Below are 25,104 nucleotides of genomic sequence, written 5' to 3'. Positions count from 1 at the left end.
GCCCGAGGAACTGGAAGAGATACCACTGGGGCGACCGCGCCGAATGGTACTTGCGGGACCAAACGCAGCGAGTGGTTTTCTGAAGCACCGCTACGGCGCGCGCAGCGCCGCCGGAAGCATGACGCCTTTGTCACTCGCGCCGAATGTGCGAGAACACAGATTCCAGATGCACCACTACCGCAGCTGCGCGGGGGACCCGCTTAAGAGCTGGCGGTTTGAGCCGCTTTCTCTTGCTTACTTCTCTTTGCGGCCGGCAAAGAGAAGTGAGTGCCCCCCGCACAGGGGCGACGCTAATAAACCAAAAAGAAAACAAGGAAAGGCCAACGCCGCAGGCGAACAACCCGAGCATCAATTAGAAGCCCCGGCAGCACCCACCCCACCCGCTCCAGCCGTCTTCAAAGCCGCCGCTTCCCCCGGATGCTGAATAGCATAAATCTCCCGATTCCGGGCAATAGCAGCCTCACTAGGCGGATAGTCATCCTTAGGCGCCGGCACGAGACCTTCAGCCTGAGCCTGCTGCAACTGGGCCACGACTTCAGCCCGCGTCAACCCTGACGAATTAGACTGAGCAAAAGCAGTCGACCCAAACGACAAACCAAGCGCGGCAACAGCTACAGTCAAAGCGATAAAACGTTTCATGATGTCTCTCCGAGAATGTGCAAGAAATGAGTGGCTTGAACCACGCTTCTCATTCTTGTCATTTCACCTGTCGGAGCACTGACTTACGGATTACCGTTTTGTTATCTACGCACCAGGATCAAAAAAAAACCCAAAAACCAAACCACCAGATAACAGAACCGTAATCTACCGGACCACGCCCGGTAAGCGCCCAAACCCCACACTCCTGACTCACAAAGAAGCGCCAAGCCCCGTGCCGCCAGGCGCAGCAACAAGCCCGGCGCTTCCACCCGCCTCTTTTCAGGAAACCGTCATGTGGATCGTCAAGCTCGCGCTGCGCCGCCCATATACCTTTGTGGTTCTCGCCGTGCTGATCTTCATCGTCGGCCCGCTCTCGATACTGCGCACGCCCACCGATATATTCCCGAACATCAACATCCCGGTGGTCAGCATCGTCTGGACGTATAACGGCTTTTCCGCTCAGGACATGGCCAACCGCATCACCTCGAATTACGAGCGTGCGCTGACCTCCGACGTCGACGATATCGAGCATATCGAGTCGCAATCGCTAAACGGCGTCTCGGTAGTGAAGATCTTTTTTCACCCGGGCGCGGACATCAATCGCGCAATTGCCGAGGCGGCCTCCAATTCCGCGTCGATCCTGCGCGTGCTGCCGCCTGGCACGCTGCCGCCGAACATCATCACGTACAACGCGTCGACGGTGCCGATCCTGCAACTCGGACTCTCCAGCGACACGCTCTCCGAACAGCAGCTCTACGACCTCGGCAACAGCCAGATCCGCACCCAACTGGCAACGGTGCAAGGCGCGTCGATCCCGTTGCCGTTCGGCGGAAAGGTGCGGCAGATCATGGTCGATATCGATCCGCGCGCGCTGCAGGCCAAGGGCCTCTCCCCGCTCGACGTGGTCAACGCCGTCAACGCTCAGAACCTGATTCTCCCCGGCGGCACCGCCAAGATCGGCACGAAGGAATACAACGTGCAGATGAACGGCAGCACCGACACGGTGGCCGCGCTGAACGACCTGCCGATCAAGACGGTGGCCGGCGGCGTGGTGTATGTGCGCGACGTGGCCCACGTGCGCGACGGCTATGCGCCGCAAACCAACATCGTGCGCAGCGACGGCAAACGCGCCGCGCTCCTCACCGTCGAAAAATCCGGCAGCACGTCCACCTTGACCATCATTCAGCAGGTCAAAACGATGCTGCCGCATATCGCGGCCGGTTTGCCGAGCGCGCTGCATATCACCGCGCTGTCCGATCAATCGGTGTTCGTGAAGTCGGCGGTTGTGGGCGTGGCGCGCGAGGCGGTGATCGCGGCGGCCCTGACCGCCTTGATGATCCTGCTGTTTCTCGGCAGCTGGCGCGCCACGCTGATCATCGCGGTATCGATTCCGCTCGCCGTGCTGACCTCACTGATCGCGCTTTCCGCACTCGGGCAGACCATCAACATCATGACGCTCGGCGGGCTCGCGCTCGCGGTGGGGATTCTCGTCGACGATGCCACCGTCGCGATCGAAAACATCACGCACCATCTGGAAAACGGCGAGCCTTTGCACGACGCGATTCTGAACGGCTCGGGTGAAATTGCCGTGCCGACCTTCGTTTCGACTCTGTCGATCTGCATTGTGTTCGTGCCGATGTTTCTGCTCTCCGGCGTTGCACGCTATCTGTTCGTGCCGCTTGCCGAAGCGGTGGTGTTCGCGATGATCGCGTCGTATTTCTTCTCGCGCACGCTGGTGCCGACCCTTGCGATGTATTTGATGCGCGCGCGCAGTAACGCGCCAGTCACGGGCAACGGTCCGATTGCTCGCCTGATCCGCTTCCAGACCGCCTTCGAGCATCGCTTCGAGATGCTGCGCGAACGCTATCGCGGCGTGCTCGGCTCGGCGATCGCAAAACCGCGCCAGTTCATCGTCATCTTCCTGTTGCTGTGCATCGGCTCACTTGCTCTCGTGCCATTCGCCGGCCGCGATTTTTTCCCCGCCGTCGATACCGGCGAGATTCGGTTGCATCTGCGTGCGCCGACCGGCACGCGTATCGAGGACACCGCGCGCATCACCGATGAAGTCGAAGCCCGCGTGCGCAGTGTGATCCCGAAGCAGGAACTCGCGGCGATGCTCGACAACATCGGCGTGCCGGTGAGCGGCATCAACCTGACCTACGATTCATCCGACCCGATCGGCCCGGAAGACGCCAACGTGATGATCACGCTCGCCGCCGGGCACAAGCCCACCGCCGCCTATGTGGCGACGTTGCGCACCACGCTGTCGAAAGATTTCCCCGGCGTCACGTTTGCTTTCCTGCCCGCCGACATCGTCAGCCAGATTCTCAATTTCGGCCTGCCCGCCCCGATCGATATCCAGATCGTCGGCAACAAGCTCGACGCCAATCGGGTGGTGGCAAACCGTTTGCTGGAACAACTGCGCGGCGTGCGCGGCCTCGTCGACGCACGCATCCAGCAGCCGGGCGACGAACCCGCGATCAACGTGAATGTCGACCGTACGCGAGCGATTCAGGCCGGCCTGCTGCAACGCGACGTGTCGCAGAATCTGCTGATCGCACTCTCGGGCAGTTCGCAGACCACGCCGAATTTCTGGCTCGATCCCAGCAATGGCGTCAGCTATCCGCTGATGGCGATGATGCCGCAGTACGACATCAACTCGCTGCAGGCGCTGGCCAATATTCCGGTCGCGCAGAACGCTGGCGCAGGTGCGGGCGTGACGGCGGCGTCCACTGCCGGAAACGGCAACGGCCCCGCTCCGCAAAACCTGCTCGGGGCGCTGAGCACGCTGACACGCGGCACCCAGCAAGCCGTCGTCTCGCACTACAACGTGCAGCCGGTACTCGATATTTTCGCGTCGGCGCAAGGGCGCGACCTCGGCGGCGTGGCAACCGACGTGACCCGGCTCGTCGATCAGATCCGGCCACAATTGCCGCCGGGCGCGTCGATTGTGATGCGCGGCCAGGTGCAGGCGATGCACGACTCGTTCAGCGGCCTCGCCAGCGGTCTCGTGTTCGCGATCGCCCTCGTCTATCTGCTGATGGTCGTCAATTTTCAGTCATGGCTCGATCCGCTCATCATCATCAGCGGCTTGCCGGGCTCGCTCGCGGGCATCGCGTGGATGCTGTTCAGCACGGGCACGAGTCTGAGCGTGCCCGCACTGACCGGCACCATTCTGTGCATCGGCATTGCCACAGCCAACAGCATTCTCATGATCAACACCGCGCGTGAATTCCATCACGGCGGCAGGCCGCCGCTGCAGGCCGCGCTCGAGGCGGGCTTCAGCCGCTTCCGTCCGGTGCTGATGACCGCGCTCGCGATGCTGATCGGCATGCTGCCCATGGCGCTCGGTCTCGGCGACGGCGGCGAACAGAACGCGCCGCTCGGGCGCGCGGTGATCGGCGGCCTTGCAATCGGCACGGTGTCCACCTTGCTGTTCGTTCCGGTCGTCTACGGCATGGTGCATGCGTGGCTCGACAAACGCCGTGCGGCTCGCGCCGAGAAACAGGAATCCCGCGTTCCCGCCCGCACACTTTGACTCCGACGAGAACCTCCCCATGAACAATCCATCACTTCCGCCAGACCTCGGCGATCGGTCTGAACCGGCCGTCGAGGCAGATCGAACCGCTGAGACGACCCCAACCCCAAAGCCGCGCCGTCCCATCTGGCCGTTCGCATTGGCTGGACTTGCCGCGGCCTTGCTGATCGTCGGCATCGTGCCGCGTCTGCACGCAAGTGCCGCGCTGACGCAACAGACGCAAGCGCAAAGGGTGCTCAACGTTTCCGTGGTCATGCCGCGCCCCGCGCCGGCCGTCCACGAATTGCTGCTGCCCGGCGCGGTGGCGCCGTTCGCCGAAGCGTCGATCTATGCACGCACGAGCGGTTATCTGGCGCACTGGAACACCGACATCGGCGCGCAAGTGAAAAGCGGCCAAACGCTCGCCACGATCGATGCGCCCGATCTGGACGCCCAACTGCGCCAGGCCCGTGCCGACGAAGCCACCGCGCAGGCCAACTTCGACTTCGCGAAGACCACCGCGCAGCGCTGGCAGGAGATGCTGAAAACTCAATCGGTCGCGCAGCAGGACGCCGATACCAAAGTCAGCGACATGGAGGCGCGCCGCGCGATGCTGGCGTCGGCGCAGGCTAACGTCGCGCATCTGGCCGAACTGGTGTCGTACGAGAAGATCACCGCGCCGTTCGACGGCACGATCACCGCGCGCAACGTCGATGTCGGCGCCTTGGTGACGGCGGGCGGCACGCCCGGCACCGCCGGTATGTCGGGTGAGCTGTTTCATATTCAGCAGACCGGCGAGTTGCGCGTGTTCGTCGACGTACCGCAGAACGATGCGCCGTACGTCACGCCCGATACCGGCGTGTATCTGACCGTCCAGCAATATCCGGGGCGGCACATTGCCGCCAAGGTGGCGCGCACGACCGGCTCGATCGATCCGTCGAGCCGCACACTGCGCGTCGAGGTGGACGTCGATAACAAGGATGGCGAGCTGATGCCGGGCGCTTACGCGCAGGTGCATCTGCAGTTGCAGTCGACCACACCCGCGCTCGATCTGCCGGTGAGCGCACTGCTCTTCCGCCCGAATGGCGTGACGGTCGCCTTGGTTGACGGCAATGGCCGTGCGGTGCTCAGGACGGTGCACATCGGCCGTGACTTCGGCACGAATGTGGAGATCACCACGGGACTCGCGGCGACCGACCGCGTGATCGATAACCCCGGCGATTCGCTGAGCACCGGCCAGCTCGTGCAGATCGCGCCGGCCACGCACAGCTGAGCGCCAGTTATCGAAAGGACGAGCCGAATGTCTCCCATCTCTCTTTCACGCCGGGTGCTGCGCCGTTCGTTGGCGGTCACGCTGATCGGTGCGCTGCTGGGCGCCTGCTCGACGTTGCCGCCGTACCAGCGTCCCACCGCCGAGATCCCCTCGCAATATGCAGGCGCGGCGCCTGGCTGGGCCCAGGCCGCGCCTGCCGACGCCACCCCGCGTGGCCCCTGGTGGACGATCTTCAACGATCCCGTGCTGAATCAACTCGAAGCGCGCGTCGACGTCTCGAATCAGACCGTGCGCAAGGCGGTTGCACAGGTCCAGCAAGCGCGTTCGATGGTGGATTATCAACGCGCCGGCTTCTTCCCGACGATCACCGCCGGCGTCGCGCAGGACCGCTCGCGGACTTCGCAGAACGTCGAGGGCAAATCGCTCGCGGGTAAGACCGTGCCGGATTATTCAGCCGGCGTGTCGGCGAGCTGGGAGCCGGACCTGTTCGGCCGGGTGCGCGACAGCGTGACCGGCGCGAAGTCCGATGCCCAGGCGAGCGAAGCGGATCTCGAAGCCGTGCGCCTGTCGATGAGCGCCGATCTTGCCGTCGACTATTTCTCCCTGCGTTCGCTCGACACGCAAAAGAAGTTGCTCGACGACAGCGTGACCGCCTACGCCGCCGCCTTGAAACTGCTGCAACAGCAACTCAAGGACGGCGCGATCGATGCCTCCGCGGTTGCGCAAGCCACCACGCAACTAGAAGCGACGCGCACGCAAGACACCGACATCGACGTGACGCGCGCCCAGATGCAGCATGCGATCGCCACGCTGATCGGCGAGCCGGCCTCGACCTTCACGCTGCCGCCGAACGGCTCGGCGGCAACGCCGCCGGCGATTCCCGTTGGCGTGCCGTCGCAACTGCTCGAACGGCGTCCCGACATCGCCGCCGCCGAACGGCGCGTGGCTTCAGCGAACGCTCAGATCGGCGAGGCGCACGCGGCCTTCTTCCCCGATCTGGTGTTGTCGGCGAGCGCCGGCCTGGAAAGCACCTTCTTCGCGCCGTGGCTAAGCGCACCGAGTTTGTTCTGGTCGCTCGGCCCACAACTGGTCGGCACGCTGTTCGACGGCGGCAAGCGCACGGCCAGTCTGCACGGCGCGACCGCGCAGTACGACGGCGCGGTTGCGGATTACCGTCAATCGGTGTTGGTGGCCTTCCAGCAGGTCGAGGACAATCTGTCCGCCTTGCATTCGCTCGCCGACGAAGCCGCCAGCCAGCAGCGCGCCACCACGGCCGCCGATCTGTCGTTGCGGCTCACGACCAACCGCTTCAACGCGGGAGCGGTCAGCTATCTCGACGTGGTGACCGCGCAGACGATCGCGCTGACGAACCAGCGCACCGCGGATCAGATCGCGGCGCGGCAGTTGGAGTCGAGCGTGTTGTTGCTGAAGGCGCTGGGCGGGACGTGGCATGGCGAGAGCAAGGGCGCGGCGACGCCGGAGGTGGCCGCGACGACCCAGCCAGCCTCTACCCCCGCCGGAACGTAAGCACAAAACACGTGCTCCGCGCGTCGCTCTCCGCATACACCGTGCCGCCATGCAACTCCATGATCGTGCGGACGATGGCAAGCCCGAGCCCAGTCGAACCCGGGGACCCTTGCGATACGCCAGACGAAGGCAAGGCGCTGCGCGACGGGTCGACGCGATAGAAACGGTCGAAGATCCGTTCGAGATGTTCGGCGGCGATCGGTTGCCCCTGGTTCGATACGGTGACGCGCACGGCGTCGGCCAAAGCGCGAACATCGAGCACGATTTCGCCGCCGCGCGGCGTATAGCGGATCGCATTGGCAAGCAGATTGCTGACGGCGCGGCGAAACAGTTCGAGATCCGCGGTCAGCGTCGCGGCGCCGGTGACCTGCATCCTGACATTCGCATCGTCGGCGATACCTTCGAAGTATTCGGCGATGCGCGTCAGTTCCTGCGCCGCATCGAACTGGCGCATGTGTTTGACGAACTGCGGATGTTCAGCGCGTGCAAGAAACAGCACGTTTTCGATCATCCGCGAGAGCCGGTCGCATTCTTCCAGATTCGATGCGAGCACGGCTTCATATTCGTCGGTGGAGCGTGGCCGCGCGAGCGCGACTTCGGTGGCGCCGCGAATGTTGCCCAGCGGTGTGCGCATGTCGTGCGCGAGGTCGGCGGTGAAACGCGAGAGGCGCTGAAAACCGTGATCGACGCGTTCGAGCATGGCATTCAGTGCTTTCACCAGTGCGTCGAGTTCGCTCGGCACACGCGCCACCGTGATCCGCGTATTCAGGCGGTTGACCGTGACGCGGCCCGCACTCGCCGCCATGTCGCGCAACGGCCGCAGAGCTGCCCGAATCAGCAGATAGCCCAGCAGCATGGCCAGAATTACGCCGACCACGCCCGCGATATTGAGCTTGTCGCGATAACGGTCGAGCAGCCGCCAGCGGTCGCCCATGTTGCGCGCGATCAGCACGGTCGCCGTGTCGCCGTTGCGCAACCGCGCGTCCGCGAGAATGCCGCGGATCGGCGTGCCGTTGCGGCCGCTCCAGGCGCCGATGTCGGCATCGGTAATGCGTGCCGAAGCGGGAACGCGCGTGAGCGGCGGCAACGCGGCGATGGTCTCGACGCCGCCGGCTTTATCCGCTTCGCCGGGATCCTCGAGACCGCCTACATCGCCTACATCGCCCGCTTCGCCTGCTTCGTTCGCTTCACTCGTTTCGCTTGCCGCACTGAGTGCAACGGAAGCATCAGGCGCGTTTGACACCGTAGACGCAGCACTGTTTGCCGTGCCAGCCGGCGTCGCGAAAGTCTCCCCGGCGTTGTGCTCGATCGCCATGCGTCCATCGGGATCGAACACCTCCATCGACATCGTCCGATTGCCCAGCACGGTGCTGGTCAAGCGCTCAGCGTGTTCGCGAATCCCTTTCGCCGAATCGAGTTCCTGGGCAAGCCGCCGCGCATGGCGAGCCGCCAGCACAATGTCGAGGTCGTCCTGCATCTTGATCTGCTTGTCGAGCGCAAGGTACAGAAAACTCCCGACGAGCACGAAGACCGCGAGCGTGGTGACACCGAAGGCAAGCGCAAGCGTCGCGGCAAGCGAGCGGCCCTGCATCAGGCGGCATCCTTCAGTTCGAGCACGTAGCCGACGCCGCGCACGGTATGGATCAGTTTGACCGGAAAGTTATCGTCGATCTTGGTGCGCAGCCGGCGGATCGCGACCTCGACGACATTGGTGTCGCTGTCGAAATTCATGTCCCACACATAAGACGCAATCTGCGTGCGGGTTAGTACTTCGCCCTGGCGGCGCGCCAGCAACTGCAAAAGCGAAAACTCGCGCGGCGTGAGATCGATACGCGTGCCGCCGCGTTTCACGCGCCGGCGATTGACGTCCATTTCCAGGTCGCCCACCTTGATCAGTTCGCTTTCGCGCGGCGGCCCACGGCGCGCCAACGTACGCACGCGGGCCAGCAATTCGACAAACGCGAAGGGCTTGACGAGGTAATCGTCCGCACCGAGTTCGAGGCCGCGCACGCGGTCGTCGACGTCGTCGCGGGCCGTGAGGAACAGCACCGGCGTGGTACGCGTGCTGCGCAGGGTCTTGACGACGGTCCAGCCGTCCATGCCGGGCAGCATCACGTCGAGCACGATCACGTCGTATTCTTCTTCCTGCGCGAGAATGAGCCCTTGTGGACCGTCGTTCGCGACATCGACCGCGTAGCCGGATTCTTCCAGGCCTTTCTTCAGGTAAGCCGCTGTTTTGAGCTCGTCCTCGATCACCAGGATTCGCATGGGGAGTGCTCCGCTGTGCTTGAGCCTTAAATCATACCGGCAAGCAGAGCGGACGGTGATTACGATCCGGTAATGTTGGCTGTGGACGGCGATCCAACCCCTTCATGGCGCAGACGCTTCACGCGGGCGATGAACTCGCGCAGCAGGCCCCGCCCGCCAATCGCCAGCAGGCCCCACTGCGAGTTGATGGTCTGCACGGTCCACGCGGTGGATGCTTCCCCGCGGGACCAGTACGACTTGAAGCGCTCCGTTCCCACGCCGAAGTCCAGGTCGAAGCCGTTCTCGAAGGCCCATTTGACGCATTGCTCCACCGCGATCAAACCAGGGCAGCATTTGCTGTAGAACGGGTCGTAACCCGCAAAGATCGCGCTCGCGCAAGGGTTGCCGAGACTGACGATGATGCCGGCAACCGGCGTTTCATCCACCGTGACCACGATCAGACGCGCCATTGAGGGCACGTCGGGCGAGTAGATCAGCTTGCCGAGAAAGCACTCGAACTCAGCCGAATCGATCCATGGGTTGCGTTTGCCGACCCGCTCGCTCCACAGGCGTTTGCAGCGGAACATCCACGCGATGATGGACACGGTTTCGCTTTCGTCGACGGGGTCGACGATGCGCACGGCGACCTTGCCTTGCTTGGAGAGGCGTTTCGTGAAGGTGCCGGGCCGTTTGCCGAACAGCGTGCCTAGCGTCTGGCAATACTGGTCCCAGCTGCTCTCGCTGCGCAACGCCACGGCAGACGCGCTGTGCGGTTTGGCAAACATCACCCTGCGCGCCTGCGTCGCGAGCCGGTACAGATGCAGCGTGTCACGCACAAACTGCACGCGGATAAAATCGGCGCCGCAGTGCTGCTGCGCGGCATCCCACGCGCCCGCGATCACGGCCGGCGAAGATGCGCTGTTTTCCACCAGCACACTCGAGTAGTCGCCGCCTTCAGGTCCGAGCGGGACGAGATACGTCCAGAGCCAGCGCCGGTAGGTTTCGAGCGGCCAGATCATGACCAGTTGCCCGTCTTCCCGGCACACGATGCATCTGAGCCTGTGGCCAAGCGGCTTCGCTACGAGTTTCCACGAAAGCCAGCAAAAGCTGAACGACTGGTAGTAGTAGCCGGTTGCCTTCGACCACAACGTGTCCCATTCTGCCTGCAAGGCCCAGAATTCCGCCTCGTCGCTGATGATGTCGTAGCGACGAGTGATCTGTGTCGTCTGCGTCGCCGGTGTTGCCTCGTTCATATCGCCTCACATGAAGCCGAGCGGTGTGCTTTGTCCTCATGCCGGTCGATGCGAAACAAGGCGCGCGCAAGACGCTGGCGTGGACTGAAACACATGCACCGAGCATGCACCCAGGCGTTGTTACGGTGTGTGCGGCGGCGCACGCTGAAAGCGCCGTTTTAAACGGTGTGGCAGCGTGCCGGGGCGCCACCCGGACACTGTCACGACACGGAAATATAAGCGCCAGCACTCGCCCAATTTGTTGCGGCGCCGGAGGACGGCCACAAGGAGCTAAACGTGTATAAAAACCGGTCTTGCCACTCTGCCCTGCTTACACGGGCGCCGATGCCGATGCTGCTTTTATCGCTTCTGCTACTGGCACAGCCACGGCCCGCGTTAGCCAGCGAGGACAGCGCCAACGCCAGAGCGGAAGCCGCGGGCCAGCGTGCCCACTTTGTCCGGGAATTCTGCGGAGAATCCGCGCAGGACGTGGAGCAGTACAAGGAGAAACTGAGAACGATTTTCGCCGAAGCCAGCCAGTTCGATAGCCGCTGGCAGGCGGGTTGGCGGCGCGGGGATAGCGATGCGATCCAGATGCGCTCGCTGCAACTCAACTCCCCGCCGGAATTCGCGGCGCGGGTCAAAAGCAATTGCGAACGCATCAAATGGCAGGCCGATAATTCGCTGCGAGCACGCCCGCCCAGGTAGTCCCCCGCCCGAAGCTGTTATTCTTCCCTCTCTCCCGACCGCCACCTGGTCGCCTGCCGCCTCCGGGCGGCATTCCCGAGCGGCGCGCTTACGCGCCCGGCATCAGCGAGACAGGAATTTGCATGTTCGGTTTTCTGCGCGGCTATTTTTCCAACGACCTGGCAATCGACCTCGGCACGTCGAACACCCTGATCTATATGCGTGGCAAGGGCATCGTGCTGGACGAACCCTCCGTGGTCTCGATTCGTCAGGAAGGCGGCCCGAACGGCAAGAAGATCATTCTGGCCGTCGGCAAGGAAGCGAAACAGATGCTCGGCAAGGTGCCGGGCAATATCGAGGCGATTCGCCCGATGAAGGACGGCGTGATCGCCGACTTCAACATCACCCAGCAGATGATCAAGCGCTTCATCCAGATGGCGCACGAATCGCGAATGTTCGCGCCGTCGCCGCGCATCATCATCTGCGTGCCGTGCGGCTCGACCCAGGTCGAGCGCCGCGCGATCAAGGAAGCCGCGCATAGCGCCGGCGCCTCGCAGGTCTATCTGATCGAAGAGCCAATGGCCGCGGCCACCGGCTCCGGGTTGCCCGTCTCCGAGGCCACGGGCTCGATGGTGGTCGATATCGGCGGTGGCACGACCGAAGTGGGCGTAATCTCGCTTGGCGGCGTTGTCTATAAAGGCTCGGTGCGCGTGGGCGGCGACAAGTTCGACGACGCGATCGTCAACTACATTCGCCGCAACTACGGGATGCTGATCGGCGAACAGACCGCCGAAGCGATCAAGAAGGAAATCGGCTCCGCGTTTCCGGGCTCCGAAATCAGGGAGATGGAGGTCAAGGGCCGCAACATGTCCGAAGGCATTCCACGCAGCTTCACGGTGTCCAGCAACGAGATTCTCGAAGCGCTCACCGATCCGCTGAATCAGATCATCTCGGCGGTGAAGATCGCGCTGGAACAGACACCGCCGGAACTGGGCGCCGACATCGCCGAGCGCGGCATCATGCTCGCGGGCGGCGGCGCGTTGCTGCGCGATCTGGACCGTCTTCTCGCGGAAGAAACCGGCCTGCCGGTGTTCGTGGCCGAGGCGCCGCTGACCTGTGTGGTGCGCGGCTCGGGGATGGCGCTGGAGCGGATGGATAAGTTCGGCGGGGCGTTCTCCTACGAGTGAGCGTAGCGCCGCGCAGGCAAAAAAACCATTTCGCTACATCTTCTAAGAATCGACCAAATACTTGGTTGCTGGCACCCCTCTGCCTGCCGTACCGTTCTCAGCTTGCGGCCCCGCCAAGGAGAACTTATGCCAGCACCCAATTCGCCCCCAGACCAGAATCACCCAACCGCGGATGCAGCAACCCTCTTTGCTGACGACGAACTAACCCGTCGTTTCGCACCTGTATTCGCCCGCATCGCCGAGGGCGCCGTTCACCGCGAACAGCATCGCGAGCTCCCCTACGCTCCGGTGGAATGGTTGCGCGAAGCCGGCTACACCAAACTGCGCGTGCCAAAGCGCTACGGCGGCGAAGGCGTCACGTTCACAGCGTTCCTCGCGTTAGTCACGCGTCTTGGCGAAGCAGACTCGAACCTGCCGCAAATCCTGCGCGTGCACGGCGGCTTCATCGAATCGCTGCTGGAAAGCAACGACGAACCGCTGCGCGACCGCTGGCTCACGCGCATTGCCCAAGGCCAGATCATCGGCGGCGCCGTGTCCGAGCGCACCGGCGCCACCCGCAACAGCGTGCGCCTCACCGAAACCAACGGCGCGTGGCATCTCGATGGCGAGAAGTACTACGCCACCGGCACGCTCTACGCGGACTGGGTCGACGTCACCGCACACGACGGGCAAAGCGACGTGCGCGTACTCGTCAGGAGCGATGCGCCCGGTCTCGCCCGGATCGACGACTGGGATGGCTTCGGGCAGCGCCTCACCGGCAGCGGTACGGCGCGTTTCGACCATGTGCCGGTCTCCCTCGACAATCTGTATCGCCGCTATAGCGCCGCCGAACCACGCCGCAACAGCCTCCTGACCGCGTACTACCAGGCGCTGCACGTCGCGAACCTGGCGGGGATCAGCCGCGCAGCGTTGCGTGATGCGGTGGCGTTCACGCAGAGCAAAACAAGAACCTTCGGTATCCCAGGTGAATCGAGCCCGCGCGACAATCCGCTGGTCCATCGCGTCGCCGGCCGACTCGCTAGCCTGGCTTACTCCACGCAGAGCATCAGCGCGGCGCTCGCCCATGCAATCGATGCGGTGTCAGTCGCGCGGCAGGAAGGCCGTACCGACGAGCAAACCTATATCCACCTGGACATCCATACCTTCCAGGCGCAGCAGATTGTTATCGAGCAGACACTGCAGGCAGCAACCCTGCTGTTCGAAGTGGGCGGCGCAACGGCCACCAGCGAGACGCGCCGTTTCGATCGCTACTGGCGCAATGCGCGCGTGCTGGCGTCGCACAATCCGGCGATCATCCGCGAAGCGGCAATCGGTGACTTCTATCTGAACGGCAACGCGCATAACGAGCGGTTTAGCGTGAATACCAGCGCGTCCAGTTGAGCGCTCGCCTGTGGCACAGTATCGTCAAGCGCATGCACTACGCTTGCGATACTGGACAGCCCCGACGAGCGACATGAAGAACCCGACTGCCTACGAGCCCCCGGTCGACGAAGACCAGCTTTTGCTCAAGTGGATCCGCCGCGCGCGCGAATCCCAGATGAGTCACTACGACATGGCCGACCTGCTGTCCGCGCGGGACCGCAGCGTCGGCTGGCTGGTCACCGTATTGACTGCCTTTGTGGGCACAGCGGTGTTTGCGTCGTTGAGTTCAGCCACCGTCTCGCCGGCGCTCAGGATTTTCGTGGGCTTCGTGAGCGTGGCAGCGGCGGTCTCCGCCGCACTGCAAACTTTCCTCAGATACGCGGAGCGTGCGGAAAAGCATCGCGCGGCCGGTGCGCGCTATGGCGCTGTACGTCGCAGGCTGGAAGCGATCTTTGCCGGTGACGCCGACGCGCGCGACGGCCACTATCTCACCGCGATCCGCGACGAACTCGACCGGCTCGCCGAAGATTCACCGAACGTGCCGCCGCGCGTCTTTTATCGCACGCAACGAACGCTGTCCGATGAGCTGCGGCGAAGTCGCGATGCCTAAGCGGTCAGAACGCGGGGGCGTCGTAAGTGTTCTGTGTCAGTTGTAAATTGGCTTAACTTCAATTGAAGCAACGTGGCCGCTGATGTATGTGCACGACCATTCGCGGAACGCGGCGGCGAGTCATTTGCCCATGCAGTTCGGAAGCGGCGCTCGACCGCGGGTCCGGGCGAGGCGGCTGACGGTCCGGTAGAAGCCGCTTCCAGCCATTTAAGGGTCGCTTAAGCAGACTGCCTGCACACTGCTCGCCGGGCAGAATACCCCTATTTTCGGACTGGTTTTTCCATCGGGCATTCGAAGCACGATATGCCGCCCGGCCTGCCGGTATTGACCTCTTTTCGGGCTTTAGCGTCTGCCCGACTATGGTATTGTCCGACCTGCGCTTTAAAGCGCCTTGCCACACTCAATCGGGAAGCGCAATCGCTCCCTAAAAAAAAGATCATGGAAGTCCAAAACGCCCGTCGTTGGGCACCACGGGGAACACGCGTCTGGCTCACCGCGGCCGCCGCATTGGCGATCGCCAGTGGGGTGCGCATGTTGCTCCATCCATTTCTCGGACCGATCATGCCGGGCACCGCGTTCTGTATCGCGGCGGCATTGGTCGAGTATTTTTGCGGGCTGGCTCCGGCGCTCACGGTCATGCTGTTCGGCCTCTGTATCGCCGACTACCTGTTCGTCCCGCCGTACGCAAGCATCGCCGTATTCGACCGCGCCGACCTGCTTCTGCTCGTCTCGTACCCGCTGGTGACGCTGCTCGTCATCATATTGATCGAACGCCTGCGCCGCTCGCAGTTTCGTGCGGAGCTGATCGCATCGGTCGCCCAGTCGCGCTATGAAATGCTGCTGCGTCACGACAACGAACGCATGCTCGCACGCCGCGCCGTCGACGAAACACACCGTCTGCTGCGCCATCTCTCGCACCATCACAAGACCTTTATTTTCATTCAGGCGCTCGAGCGCAACGCGCTGCAACAGGTGGACGACATCAAACCGCAAGGTGTGCTGCCCCGTCTGCCCAACGAGATTGCACCGGGCCCGCGCTTCGCCGATGTCGATTCCGACGACATCCAGCGGCTCAGCAAGTCGCTGTGGCCCGGGAGTCATCGCGTGCATCTGAAAAGCGGCGACGGTACGTCGAGACTGACCGAGTGCGTGTGCGAACGGTTCACTACCCATGCCGGCGAGTTCCTCGTGCTGCGGATCGGGGCCTGATCCATGAGCCAGCCAACGAGTCTCTTCTTACCCGGCGACAATCATGCCGTGTTGATGCTGCACGGACTGTCGAGCTCGCCGCTCGAATTACGTTTTCTCGCACGCTATCTGAACGCCGAAGGCTTCACCACCTGCGCACCGGTCCTGCCGGGCTACAGCGCAGGCTCCGAAGAAACGGCGATGGAGGCCTGGCTCGAGGCCGCCATGCGCGAGTACGACGCGCTCGCCGCGCGCTTCACACATGTCTCGATCTGCGGGCTGTCAATCGGTGCGGCGTTAGCGCTGGCGCTGGCGCATCGTCGTCCCAAGGCGCGCTCGCTCGTGCTGTTGTCGCTGACGCTCTCTTACGACGGCTGGGCAATCCCCTGGTATCGTTTCGTGCTCAACTGGGCGTACTTCACGCCGATGCGCAAACGCTGGCGCTACCGCGAGGAAGCGCCGTTCGGTTTGCGCAACGAGGCGCTCAGGGCGAAGATTGCCCGCGCGATGCAGCGCAGCGACTTCAGCGAAGTCGGCCCGTCGACGATTTCGTTGCCGGCATTGCACCAGGCGAGCCGCCTCGCCGCGAGCGTGCGCACTCAGGTGCGCGACATCAAAACCGATTGCCTGATTGTCCACGCGATCGACGATGAGACGTCGAGCCCCCGCAACGCCCGCTTTGTCGCCGCGAATATCGACACTGCCTTTTTACGAACAATCTGGCTGGATGATTCGTATCACATGATTACGTCGGACAACGAGCGCGAAATCGTCGCGCGTGAAACCGCGCTATTTTTGCGCGAGAGCGAAGCAGCCCACAGCGGCGACGACAGCGGCAAGCAACAGGTCGTTTCGAAAGCCCTGGCGCGACGCCTCAGACAACTCGCGGCGCTGGGCAAGGAGCGCGCATGACGGCGCTTACCACGCTGAGAAACAGCCAAGGCCAGCGCCAGCCCACCGCACGCGCGTCGCGGCCTTCCACGCTCAGGCATGGTCAATCCGCACGCATGGCGCTCCTGCTCGCCGCTGCACTTGGCCTTTGCACAGCGCGCGCTGCCTACGCCGACGATGCAAATCCGAACGCGACGACAGACGCGAGCACGGGCACAGGCGCTGCCACCGAGAGCAAATGGAAAATCGGCGTGGGACCCGGCGTGGTGATCACGCCCAAGTACCCGGGATCGCGGCAGTTGACCGTATTCCCGTTTCCCGCGCTGGACATTTCGTACGACGACCGGATTTTCTCGCAGGGCCCCGACGTGCTTGGCGTCAACGTGCTGCGCGGTCCGGCCTATCACGTAGGCGCCGCGTTGAGTTTCGACTTCCAGACTCGCAAGGAGTCCGACGATCCGCGCCTGCATGGACTGGGCAACGTATATGGCGGCCCGAAACTGAAGCTTTTCGCCGACTACACGTGGTGGGCGTTTACCGGGTCGGTGGCGTTGTACCAGGATATCGCCGGGCATCATCAGGGCACCACGGTCAGCACGGATTTCGTGGCTTCCGCGCCGGTTGGCGGCTGGTTGTTCTCGGTGGGCCCAGGCTTTACCTGGGCGAACGGGACGTATACACGGACGTTCTTCGGCGTGTCGGAGCAGCAGAGCGCTGCGTCAGGATTGCCCACGTACAGCACGAGTGCCGGCGTGCGGGACGTCCATATGAACGCCATGGTGACTTACGACTTTTCCAAACACTGGAACGGGTCGGTCTCGGCTACGTTCGGGCGGCTTGTGCATGACGCGGCAAATAGCCCGATTACCGAAAAAAGATTCGAGCTCAATACGCTCGCTTCGGTAAACTACAAGTTCTAGCTTCCGGTTTTTCGCGCGTTCGCAGCGCGCGAAAAACCAGGAATGCTTCAACCGCCTGCACCAGGCTCTTCAACTTCCATTCCCAATTCAGCGGCCATGCGCCGCACCACTGCCTGAAGCCGGCTCACCTCATCGGCAAGCCGCTTCTGTTCAGCCTTTATCGCCTCGAACGCCGACAACGGCACCGCCTCATCTTCCTCGCCCGGCTGGGCAAGCTCGCTTGCGCTGACCTCACCGCATAGCAGATGCATCCAGCGATTTTCGCGCTCGCCCGGCGTGCGGGCCAGCTTCACTACCCGCGACGGATCGTTGGCAGCCAGTTCGTCGAGAAACGCCTCGACTGACGAGATGTCGGCAAATCCATGCAGGCGCGCGCTGTTCAGGCGCAACTCGGCCGCGGTCTGCGGGCCGCGCAACAGCAAGGTGGTGAGCAAGGCAGCCGACTGGCTCGGCAAGCCTAATACCCGGTTCATGTTGTGCTCGAAGCGCGGCACGCGGCTGCTGCTGCCCTCCATCACCAGGCTCAGGCGCTTCAATCCGTCGACGGCGGTAAGCACTTCGGCTTCGGTCGCGTTCATCACGGGGGCGCGGCCGGTCTTCTGATTGCAGCCCAAAGTCAGCGCGTTCAATGAAAGCGGATAACTGTCCGGCACAGTGTGCTGTTTTTCGACCAGCACGCCCAGCACGCGCCCTTCAAGCAAAGTCAACGCACGGATGGAGGGACGGGAAACAGCGTCGGGAGTGGAGTTCATAGAGGATGTCGCGGCAGGCGCCGCCGGGTCTCGTGGAAGGTGTGCCTGATCGATGCACAGCCCTGTTGCATAGCCGGGCGGCAGGTTTTGGATTGTGGCCACTATGATAAACGCCCCGGTCGCTCGCGGTGCACCTATCTCCGCCATGGTCTGGTGCGCCCCGAACACGTCCACACGTCGGCATCCGCATTTTTTGCGCCGTTGACGAATTTCCATATTCGAGATAATTTCCCGAATATGAAAAAAACACAACCTGACGACAACGTCATCGACCGTCGCATCGCCCAGCGTCTGCGCGCGTTGCGCGCCGAGCGCAACTGGTCCCTCGACGATCTCGCGAAGCTCAGCAACATCAGCCGCGCCACCCTGTCGCGCCTCGAAAACGCCGCCGTGAGCCCCACGGCGAGCGTACTGGGCAAGCTTTGCGTCGCCTACGGCTTGCCGATGTCGCGCCTCATGCACATGGTGGAAGAAGACTTTGCGCCGCTGGTGCCGCGCGAGGCACAAACCGTCTGGACCGACACGAGCGTCTGCTTCCGGCGCCGCTCCGTGTCGCCACCGGCCCAGGCGTTGAGCGGCGAGGCGCTGGAGTGCGAACTCGATGCCGGCGCGCGGATCACGTACGACGCGTCGCCGAGAGCCGGCCTCGAACATCATCTGATCCTGCTCGAAGGGCAATTGCAGATCACCGTCGACGGCCGGAGCCACGACCTGCAACCCGGCGACTGTCTACGCTACCAGTTGTTCGGTCCCAGTGCTTTCGTCACGCCCGCGCACAGCGCGGCCCGCTACCTCCTCTTCATTGTCTGAGTTCGAGCCACCATGAGCGCAACCGCCATCACGAGCTTTTCCGCCGACGACCTCGTTCGCCATCTGCCCGAACTCGGCGCGCTGCTGCATGCCTGCGTCCATGACGGCGCGAGCGTCGGTTTTGTCCTGCCGTATAGCGTCGAAGAGAGTGAAGCGTTCTGGAGCGGCAAGGTGCTGCCGTCGCTGCGCGCAGGTGGGCTCGTGTTGCTCGTCGCGTGCCATGGCGAGTCGATCGCCGGCACTGTGCAACTGGACTACGACACCATGCCGAACCAGCGTCACCGCGCCGAGGTGCGCAAGCTGCTGGTCCGCCCCGCGTTGCGCCGCCAGGGCATCGCCAAAGCGCTGATGACGGAACTGGAGCGCCGTGCGCACCAGTTGCAGCGCAGTCTGCTGACGCTCGATACGCGCACCGGCGACAAGGCCGAGCCGCTTTATGCCGCGCTGGGTTACCAGGCTGTTGGTGTGATCCCGCAGTTTTGCCGCGACACGCTGGAGGAGCGGCTTGATTCGACCACGATCATGTACAAGACGCTCTGAGTGCGGCGCCAGTGGGCCGCCCGTGATGCATGCTCAAAGCGGACGATACGCAATCAGGAAGCCCGCGATGAAGACTCAGGCGAGTCTTCAATCTGCGCTTTAGCATGCTTTAGCGGCGCGCATCGAACGCGATCCGCACGGCCAGACCGGCAAGCACGGTGCCCATCAGCCAGCGTTGCACCAGCAGCCACACCGGCCGCCCGGCGAGAAACCCGGCGATCGAACCCGCCATGCTGGCAATCAGCGCATTGATCGTGACGGCGATCACGATCTGCACGCAACCAAGCGCGATCGATTGCGTCAGCACGCTGCCATGCGACGGCGAAATGAATTGCGGCAGCAGCGACAGATACATCACGGCGATCTTCGGATTCGCGAGGTTCGTGATGAGGCCCATCGTGAAGAGCTTACGGCGGCTGTCGTGTGGCAGGTCGCGCACCTGGAACGGCGAGCGGCCACCCGGCTTGACCGCCTGCCACGCCAGGTACAGGAGATAAAGCGCGCCGCCGAAACGCAACGCGTCGTACGCGTAGGGCACCGTCAACAGCAGCGCCGTGATGCCGAACGCCGCGCAAAACATGTAGAACACGTAGCCGAGCGCGACGCCGCCAAGCGACACTAGCCCGGCACGCCGCCCCTGGCAAAGCGATCGCGAGATCAGATAAATCATGTTCGGGCCGGGCGTGAGCACCATGCCGAGCGAGACAAGGGCGAAGGCGAGCAACGTTGTGGCAGCGGGCACGGCGGTCTCCTCTGTGAATTGAAGTCGGGCAGTGCCGCCAAATATAGCCGATGCCGCCAATTCAAGCCTTTAATCCGGGCATAAATCCGCACATAAAAAATGGGCATTGCGCGCGGCTTCACAGGAAATGTTACAGGAAACACTTGCGAGGAAGTTTTTTGCCCGGTATCGTCGAGCCGTTCTGCAATGCAGCGCGGGAGAGATCGTCAGAGGGTTGTGACGACGCCGACGGAGCAACCGCCCCGGAAACTCTCAGGCAAAAGGACCGCGCAGCTGGAACATCTGGAGAGCGGCGCCGTGCGCGCCCACCGAAGGGGATTCCCTGCATACCGCTTGCATCGCGCGCGTAGGCTCACGGGAAGAAACTCTCAGGTACATGGACAGATGGGGCATCGACGCCGGTTTCGAAATGAAATCGACACCGGTGATGCTCAACTACTCTGGATCATGTCATGTCACGAATCGCCATTATCGGCGCCGGCATTACCGGCGTCACGACTGCTCACGCCCTGGCGCAGCGCGGCCACGACGTCACCGTGTTCGAACGTCATCGCTATGCTGCGATGGAGACCTCGTTCGCCAACGGTGGCCAGTTGTCCGCCAGCAATGCCGAAGTCTGGAACAGCGCGGCCACCGTGTTGAAGGGCCTGCGCTGGATGCTCACGCGCGACGCCCCGCTGCTGCTCAATCCGATGCCCACGTGGCACAAGTATTCGTGGATGGGCGAGTTTCTACGTCAGATTCCGCGCTATCGCGCGAACACCGTCGAAACGGTGCGGCTCGCGATTGCCGCGCGCGAGCATCTGTTTTCGATTGCCGAGCGCGAGGGGATCGACTTCGATCTGGAGCGGCGCGGCATCTTGCACATCTACAAGACACGCAAGGAATTCGACGCGGCGAGCAAGGTGAATGAAATGCTGCACGAAGGCGGCCTGGATCGCAATCCAGTGACGTCGAGCGAATTGCACGCGATCGAGCCCACGCTGCAGGGCGATTTTTTCGGCGGGTTCTTTACGCCGTCGGATTCGACCGGCGATATTCACAAGTTCACGCGCGGGCTTGCCGATGCGTGCGTGCGGCACGGCGTGGAGTTTCATTACGACGCGGAGATTACGGCGATCGAGCAGCCTGCTGAGGGGCGATTCTCGCTGAGCGTGAATCTGGCTGGCGAACCGCAACAGTTTGCGTTTGAGCAGATCGTGGTGTGTGCCGGCGTGAAGAGCCGGGACTTTGCGGCCATGCTCGGCGATCACGTCAACGTGTACCCGGTGAAGGGCTATTCGATCACCGTCTGTCTCGACGATGAAGTCAGTCAGCAGCAGGCGCCCTGGGTGAGTCTGCTCGACGATAGCGCGAAGATCGTGACGAGCCGGCTCGGTGTGGATCGGTTCCGGGTTGCCGGTACGGCGGAGATCAATGGGTTCAACCGGGATATCCGCGCGGATCGGATTGCACCGCTGGTGGATTGGACGAGGCGCTATTTTCCTGACGTGTCGACTTCGAAGGTGATTCCATGGGCGGGGTTGCGGCCTATGTTGCCGAGTATGTTGCCGAAGGTTGGGCGCGGGAAACGGCGCGGCGTTTTTTATAACACCGGGCATGGGCATTTGGGGTGGACGTTGTCGGCAGCGACGGCGCAAGTTTTGGCGGGGGCGATTCAGTAGGCGATTTTTTCGCCGCAGGCCCGGTGTCCGCAAGGACACCGGGCCTGTCAGAGATTGGTGTCCATGGGCCCGGCCAAAGGCAAAACCACCCGCATCTGTTAGTGTTCTCTAACCCCGGCAGCTCGATGGAGCCCACATGCCAAAATCCCGCCCGGCTGCGCACAGAGCAGGCAATATCGCGGGCAGCACGCGCCTGACCGACGGCCAAATCGCCGCCGAAGCCAAAACGCGGTTAGCGTGGGACGCGGCTGTTCCCCAGAACGCCATCAAGGTCAAAGTCTCCCACGGTCGCATCACGCTGCTGGGTGAACTTCACCGTGACCAGCAAAGAACCGCGGCACTCCAGGACGTCACCCGCCTGTTTGGCGTAGCAGGCGTCGTCGACCACACCACGATCAAAGCGCAATAGCATCAGTTGGGAAGCGGTCGATCCGATTGCCTGCCCGAACGTTGGTTAGCACCCCTTCGACTGAATGTTGACAGCAGCTTCGTTGGTGTTCAGCTCAAGGCTCTACGCCTCCTCTTTCTCGTTCCGCTTTGGTGGCTGGTAGCGCCATTTGCTCGCATTGGGGTCGTTGCGCGCGTCGTCGCGTTCACGTTGTTCGGCGCGCGCTTCATCGGCACGGCCAAGTTCGGCGCGCCGGTCGCGCACGGCGGCCGGCGAATCGGCCTGACGCAACGGCGACGCCGAACGTTTCGGAGAAGGTATTGATGACATGGTGCCTCCCTTTTCGAGGATGTGGAACGAATCAACGTTTCTTGCCGGTCCAGCGACGGTCCGGACGGTGTAGGAGACGAAGCTGACGCAGGTATATCGAAGCGCCTAACATCAGCGCCATGCCCGCCACGATGCCCCGGATTGCGGATGTCATGATTTTTCCTTGGCCCGCCGGCCGCACAGCGCTTGATCGCCTGCGACATGAGGGCGGGCATCCGATTGCGCGCGCGACTGCTTTTGAGCGAACCGGGTTGCGACAAGCCCTAAGCAAGGATCATGCGCTCAATTGACCGCTGTGTCTGTAAGCCATTGGAGCGGTGGGCCGTAAAGCCGTTGGCGCGGCCGAGGCCGCCGATCTTGCGCTCGACTTTAAGCGAGCATTAAGTGATTACGATTAAGCTCTTCATGCTAAATGCGCGACGGCGGACCGCATCTGGCGCGTTTTGCCCTGCTCGCCCATTGCCGGAACGGCCACCATGTCGACACCCAGCCGCCTCAAAACGCCTCTGATTCTTGCTCTCTCGCTCGTGCTGTTGTGCGCCGGCGTGGCCGTTCTGGTGGGCGTGTTCGGCTTGCTGGTGAAACTGCTGGGGCCGGCCTGACGGGCCTCGGAAGGCGGAAAACCTAAGCGCCCCCTGCCGTCCCGCCGCTCAGAAGCATATTGACGTCGATATCGGCGAGCTCCCCAATCCGCTCGATCGTCACGTCCGCGGGCGGATTGCTGGAAATCTCCTTGGGATCGAAAGCGTAGTGCCCCTGGCGAGGAAATACCGTAGTCAGCCTTTCTCCCCAGGACTTCTTCATGGCCGTCAGTATCCGCAACTTGTCGTCCACCATCACGTACTGCCGGGCCGGATAACACTCCATCACCTGATCGAGCATCTGCTCCTTATGGATGTAGATCAACACCCGCCCCTCGACCTCGTCCCATAAGCCCGAGCGGGCAATCTTGCGCGGTTGGAACACCACGTCGCCGTCGGACAGAATCACTGCGGGCCCCTGCTTCGATACGTGTTTGATCGCATCCAGGGCCCCCGGATACAGCCGGTTCGCAAACGGATAGTCGATCAGAAACGATGACATCAACAACAGGCGCGTGTCGCGCGGGTGCTCCCACCGATACCGCTGCAATGCCCCAAGGTAATCCGCATAGCCCAGCTCGGCGCGCAAGTCTTCAAAAATTTCCCAGTATCGCGTGCTGTTCTGCTCGCCGAACTCGCGAATCATGTGCGCACGTAAATCGGCCAGTACATGATCGTTGTCCAGCAGCGTGTTATCGCAATCGAACAGAAACACGACGTCGTGAGGCGTAGCGTGATCAGCTTGCATCGTGGCTCCCATGTCCCATGAATTAGCGCTTTGGTTCATCGGCCGGCGCGGCCGGTTTCTCGGCGTGACCGCCGAAGTCGTGCCGCATCGCCGACAACACCCGGTTCGCAAAATCCGCCTCGCCCCGCGAACTGAAACGCGCGAAGAGCGCTGCGCTCAGCACCGGCGTGGGCACGCCTTCGTCGATCGCGGCCGCCACGGTCCAACGCCCTTCGCCCGAATCCGATACGCGTCCTGCGTAGCTTTGCAGGTCGGCGTCGTTGACGAGCGATCCTGCTATCAGGTCCAGAAGCCACGAACCGATCACACTGCCGCGCCGCCAGACCTCGGTGACCTCGGCGAGATTCAATTGGTATTGGTAAAGCTCGGGGCGGCGCAGCGGCGACGTTTCGGCATCGGCTTCGCGCGCGTGTTTGCCGGCGTCGGCGTGGCGCAGAATGTTCAGGCCCTCGGCATACGCGGCCATCATTCCGTATTCGATGCCGTTGTGGACCATCTTCACAAAGTGCCCCGCCCCCTGCGGACCGCAATGCAGGAAGCCCTGATCGGCCGTACTGGCGCCTGGCGTGCGGCCTGGTATGCGACCCGGCGTGGCGGGCGCCGAGCCCGCACCGGGCGCGAGCGTCGAGAAAATCGGTTCGAGCCGCTGCACGACCTCGGCCTCGCCGCCGATCATCAGACAGTAGCCGCGCTCACGGCCCGCGACGCCGCCGCTCGTGCCGACGTCCACATAGTGAAGCTGACGCTTCGCCAGATCGGCGCCGCGACGAATGTCGTCGTGGTAGTAGGAGTTGCCGCCGTCGATCACGATGTCGCCGGGTTCCAGCAAGGGCACGAGGTTCTCAAGCGTCTTGTCGACCACCGCGGCGGGCACCATCAGCCACACCGCGCGCGGCTTTTGCAGTTGCGCGACCAGGTCTTCGAGCGAAGCAGCGCCCGCGATGCCCTCCTGCTTCAGTTTGTCCACCGCGGCCGGTTGCACGTCGTAAGCGATGCAGTGCTGACCGCCCTTCGTCAGACGGCGCACCATGTCCGCGCCCATGCGTCCCAATCCAATCATGCCTAGCTGCATTTCTCGCTCCGGAAAGTGTCTCGTTGCGCGCTTCGAGCCGGTTCGGCGTACTGGGGCCCTGCCGCGTGCTTCATCCGCGGCAAGCGGCTCTCCTGACTGCAGGTGCGTTTGATCTGATCCGACGGACAGACGGTAGCAGTCTCGGATCGTCCGTGCAGTGAAGCGGGCATCCCCGCCTGCACTGAACGACGATACGC

At 63.0% G+C, this 25,104-nt stretch carries 25 protein-coding genes and 1 riboswitch; of the genes, 15 read left to right on the top strand and 10 right to left on the bottom strand.

What is annotated here, in order from left to right; genetic code table 11:
* Positions 1–348 precede the first annotated feature (348 nt).
* Entirely contained in the window at positions 349–639 is a 291-nt protein-coding gene (locus B0G76_RS25725; RefSeq protein ID WP_120295011.1) for a DUF4148 domain-containing protein, read from the bottom strand.
* A 292-nt stretch (positions 640–931) separates the two neighbouring features.
* Here B0G76_RS25725 and B0G76_RS25720 point away from each other — a divergent pair, with 292 nt between their 5' ends.
* Genes B0G76_RS25720 through B0G76_RS25710 form a run of 3 tightly spaced genes read left to right on the top strand, consistent with a single transcriptional unit; the run spans position 932 to position 6,956 of the window.
* Complete coding sequence (locus B0G76_RS25720) at positions 932–4,177, top strand: efflux RND transporter permease subunit (protein ID WP_120295010.1); 3,246 nt, start codon at positions 932–934, stop codon at positions 4,175–4,177.
* A 19-nt stretch (positions 4,178–4,196) separates the two neighbouring features.
* A complete protein-coding gene (locus B0G76_RS25715; RefSeq protein WP_120295009.1) occupies positions 4,197–5,429 on the top strand; it encodes an efflux RND transporter periplasmic adaptor subunit in 1,233 nt (410 codons plus the stop codon).
* Positions 5,430–5,456: 27 nt separating this feature from the next.
* Positions 5,457–6,956, top strand: a complete 1,500-nt coding sequence (locus tag B0G76_RS25710; RefSeq protein WP_120295008.1) for an efflux transporter outer membrane subunit — start codon at positions 5,457–5,459, stop codon at positions 6,954–6,956.
* Here B0G76_RS25710 and B0G76_RS25705 read toward each other — a convergent pair.
* Genes B0G76_RS25705 through B0G76_RS25695 form a run of 3 tightly spaced genes read right to left on the bottom strand, consistent with a single transcriptional unit; the run spans position 6,937 to position 10,456 of the window.
* The gene (locus tag B0G76_RS25705) at positions 6,937–8,547 is read right to left on the bottom strand and encodes a heavy metal sensor histidine kinase (RefSeq protein ID WP_120295007.1); all 1,611 of its coding nucleotides are present in this window, start codon (positions 8,545–8,547) and stop codon (positions 6,937–6,939) included. The genes B0G76_RS25710 and B0G76_RS25705 overlap by 20 nt on opposite strands.
* Positions 8,547–9,224: a heavy metal response regulator transcription factor gene (locus B0G76_RS25700; protein WP_120295006.1), complete on the bottom strand. Its 678-nt coding sequence runs from the start codon at positions 9,222–9,224 to the stop codon at positions 8,547–8,549. The genes B0G76_RS25705 and B0G76_RS25700 overlap by 1 nt, the downstream gene beginning before the upstream one ends.
* Positions 9,225–9,283: 59 nt before the next feature.
* Positions 9,284–10,456, bottom strand: a complete 1,173-nt coding sequence (locus B0G76_RS25695) for a GNAT family N-acetyltransferase (RefSeq protein WP_120295005.1) — start codon at positions 10,454–10,456, stop codon at positions 9,284–9,286.
* A gap of 324 nt (positions 10,457–10,780) precedes the next feature.
* Between B0G76_RS25695 and B0G76_RS25690 the strand changes: the two genes are divergently transcribed.
* From B0G76_RS25690 to B0G76_RS25660, 7 genes are all read left to right on the top strand, one after another.
* A complete protein-coding gene (locus B0G76_RS25690) occupies positions 10,781–11,143 on the top strand; it encodes a hypothetical protein (RefSeq protein WP_120295004.1) in 363 nt (120 codons plus the stop codon).
* Between the two features lie 122 nt (positions 11,144–11,265).
* Positions 11,266–12,309, top strand: a complete 1,044-nt coding sequence (locus B0G76_RS25685; RefSeq protein WP_120295003.1) for a rod shape-determining protein — start codon at positions 11,266–11,268, stop codon at positions 12,307–12,309.
* 126 nt (positions 12,310–12,435) lie between these two features.
* Positions 12,436–13,689 carry an acyl-CoA dehydrogenase family protein gene (locus tag B0G76_RS25680; protein WP_120295002.1) on the top strand — a complete coding sequence of 418 codons (1,254 nt, stop codon included), beginning with the start codon at positions 12,436–12,438 and terminating at the stop codon, positions 13,687–13,689.
* Positions 13,690–13,762: 73 nt separating this feature from the next.
* A complete protein-coding gene (locus tag B0G76_RS25675) occupies positions 13,763–14,281 on the top strand; it encodes an SLATT domain-containing protein (RefSeq protein WP_120295001.1) in 519 nt (172 codons plus the stop codon).
* 438 nt (positions 14,282–14,719) lie between these two features.
* A complete protein-coding gene (locus B0G76_RS25670; RefSeq protein WP_120295000.1) occupies positions 14,720–15,490 on the top strand; it encodes a DUF4118 domain-containing protein in 771 nt (256 codons plus the stop codon).
* Positions 15,491–15,493: 3 nt separating this feature from the next.
* Positions 15,494–16,381 carry a carboxylesterase gene (locus B0G76_RS25665; RefSeq protein ID WP_120294999.1) on the top strand — a complete coding sequence of 296 codons (888 nt, stop codon included), beginning with the start codon at positions 15,494–15,496 and terminating at the stop codon, positions 16,379–16,381.
* Between the two features lie 95 nt (positions 16,382–16,476).
* Positions 16,477–17,280, top strand: a complete 804-nt coding sequence (locus tag B0G76_RS25660; RefSeq protein WP_120294998.1) for a MipA/OmpV family protein — start codon at positions 16,477–16,479, stop codon at positions 17,278–17,280.
* Positions 17,281–17,327: 47 nt separating this feature from the next.
* On the opposite strand, the gene B0G76_RS25655 is transcribed toward B0G76_RS25660, so the two are convergent.
* Positions 17,328–18,032 (bottom strand): YceH family protein, encoded by a 705-nt coding sequence (locus tag B0G76_RS25655; protein ID WP_120294997.1) that lies wholly within the window; start codon positions 18,030–18,032, stop codon positions 17,328–17,330.
* A 237-nt stretch (positions 18,033–18,269) separates the two neighbouring features.
* Between B0G76_RS25655 and B0G76_RS25650 the strand changes: the two genes are divergently transcribed.
* Together B0G76_RS25650 and B0G76_RS25645 are read left to right on the top strand one after the other, a co-directional pair.
* Positions 18,270–18,842: a helix-turn-helix domain-containing protein gene (locus B0G76_RS25650; protein WP_120294996.1), complete on the top strand. Its 573-nt coding sequence runs from the start codon at positions 18,270–18,272 to the stop codon at positions 18,840–18,842.
* A gap of 12 nt (positions 18,843–18,854) precedes the next feature.
* Positions 18,855–19,382: a GNAT family N-acetyltransferase gene (locus B0G76_RS25645; protein ID WP_120294995.1), complete on the top strand. Its 528-nt coding sequence runs from the start codon at positions 18,855–18,857 to the stop codon at positions 19,380–19,382.
* Positions 19,383–19,491: 109 nt separating this feature from the next.
* Here the strand turns inward: B0G76_RS25645 and B0G76_RS25640 are convergent, their stop codons facing one another.
* Entirely contained in the window at positions 19,492–20,124 is a 633-nt protein-coding gene (locus B0G76_RS25640; protein ID WP_120294994.1) for a LysE family translocator, read from the bottom strand.
* Positions 20,125–20,308: 184 nt separating this feature from the next.
* Positions 20,309–20,402: riboswitch (glycine riboswitch) on the top strand.
* Between the two features lie 174 nt (positions 20,403–20,576).
* Between B0G76_RS25640 and B0G76_RS25635 the strand changes: the two genes are divergently transcribed.
* Positions 20,577–21,788 carry a D-amino acid dehydrogenase gene (locus B0G76_RS25635; protein ID WP_120294993.1) on the top strand — a complete coding sequence of 404 codons (1,212 nt, stop codon included), beginning with the start codon at positions 20,577–20,579 and terminating at the stop codon, positions 21,786–21,788.
* A 136-nt stretch (positions 21,789–21,924) separates the two neighbouring features.
* Positions 21,925–22,197, top strand: coding sequence for a BON domain-containing protein (locus B0G76_RS25630; protein WP_120294992.1), 273 nt, complete (start codon positions 21,925–21,927; stop codon positions 22,195–22,197).
* Positions 22,198–22,299: 102 nt separating this feature from the next.
* On the opposite strand, the gene B0G76_RS42535 is transcribed toward B0G76_RS25630, so the two are convergent.
* Both B0G76_RS42535 and B0G76_RS44090 read right to left on the bottom strand, forming a co-directional pair.
* Positions 22,300–22,506, bottom strand: a complete 207-nt coding sequence (locus B0G76_RS42535; protein ID WP_147394083.1) for a hypothetical protein — start codon at positions 22,504–22,506, stop codon at positions 22,300–22,302.
* Positions 22,507–22,537: 31 nt separating this feature from the next.
* On the bottom strand, positions 22,538–22,660 hold the full coding sequence (locus B0G76_RS44090; RefSeq protein ID WP_259460725.1) for a hypothetical protein: 123 nt from the start codon (positions 22,658–22,660) through the stop codon (positions 22,538–22,540).
* A gap of 322 nt (positions 22,661–22,982) precedes the next feature.
* Between B0G76_RS44090 and B0G76_RS44085 the strand changes: the two genes are divergently transcribed.
* On the top strand, positions 22,983–23,108 hold the full coding sequence (locus B0G76_RS44085; protein ID WP_259460724.1) for a hypothetical protein: 126 nt from the start codon (positions 22,983–22,985) through the stop codon (positions 23,106–23,108).
* 22 nt (positions 23,109–23,130) lie between these two features.
* On the opposite strand, the gene B0G76_RS25625 is transcribed toward B0G76_RS44085, so the two are convergent.
* Both B0G76_RS25625 and gnd read right to left on the bottom strand, forming a co-directional pair.
* Entirely contained in the window at positions 23,131–23,835 is a 705-nt protein-coding gene (locus B0G76_RS25625) for an HAD family hydrolase (RefSeq protein ID WP_120296803.1), read from the bottom strand.
* 22 nt (positions 23,836–23,857) lie between these two features.
* The gene (gene gnd, locus B0G76_RS25620; protein WP_120294991.1) at positions 23,858–24,907 is read right to left on the bottom strand and encodes a phosphogluconate dehydrogenase (NAD(+)-dependent, decarboxylating); all 1,050 of its coding nucleotides are present in this window, start codon (positions 24,905–24,907) and stop codon (positions 23,858–23,860) included.
* Between the last annotated feature and the right edge of the window lie 197 nt (positions 24,908–25,104).

This window comes from Paraburkholderia sp. BL23I1N1, from assembly GCF_003610295.1.
Taxonomy (GTDB): Bacteria; Pseudomonadota; Gammaproteobacteria; order Burkholderiales; family Burkholderiaceae; genus Paraburkholderia.
This window is presented reverse-complemented; position numbering and strand designations above follow the sequence as displayed.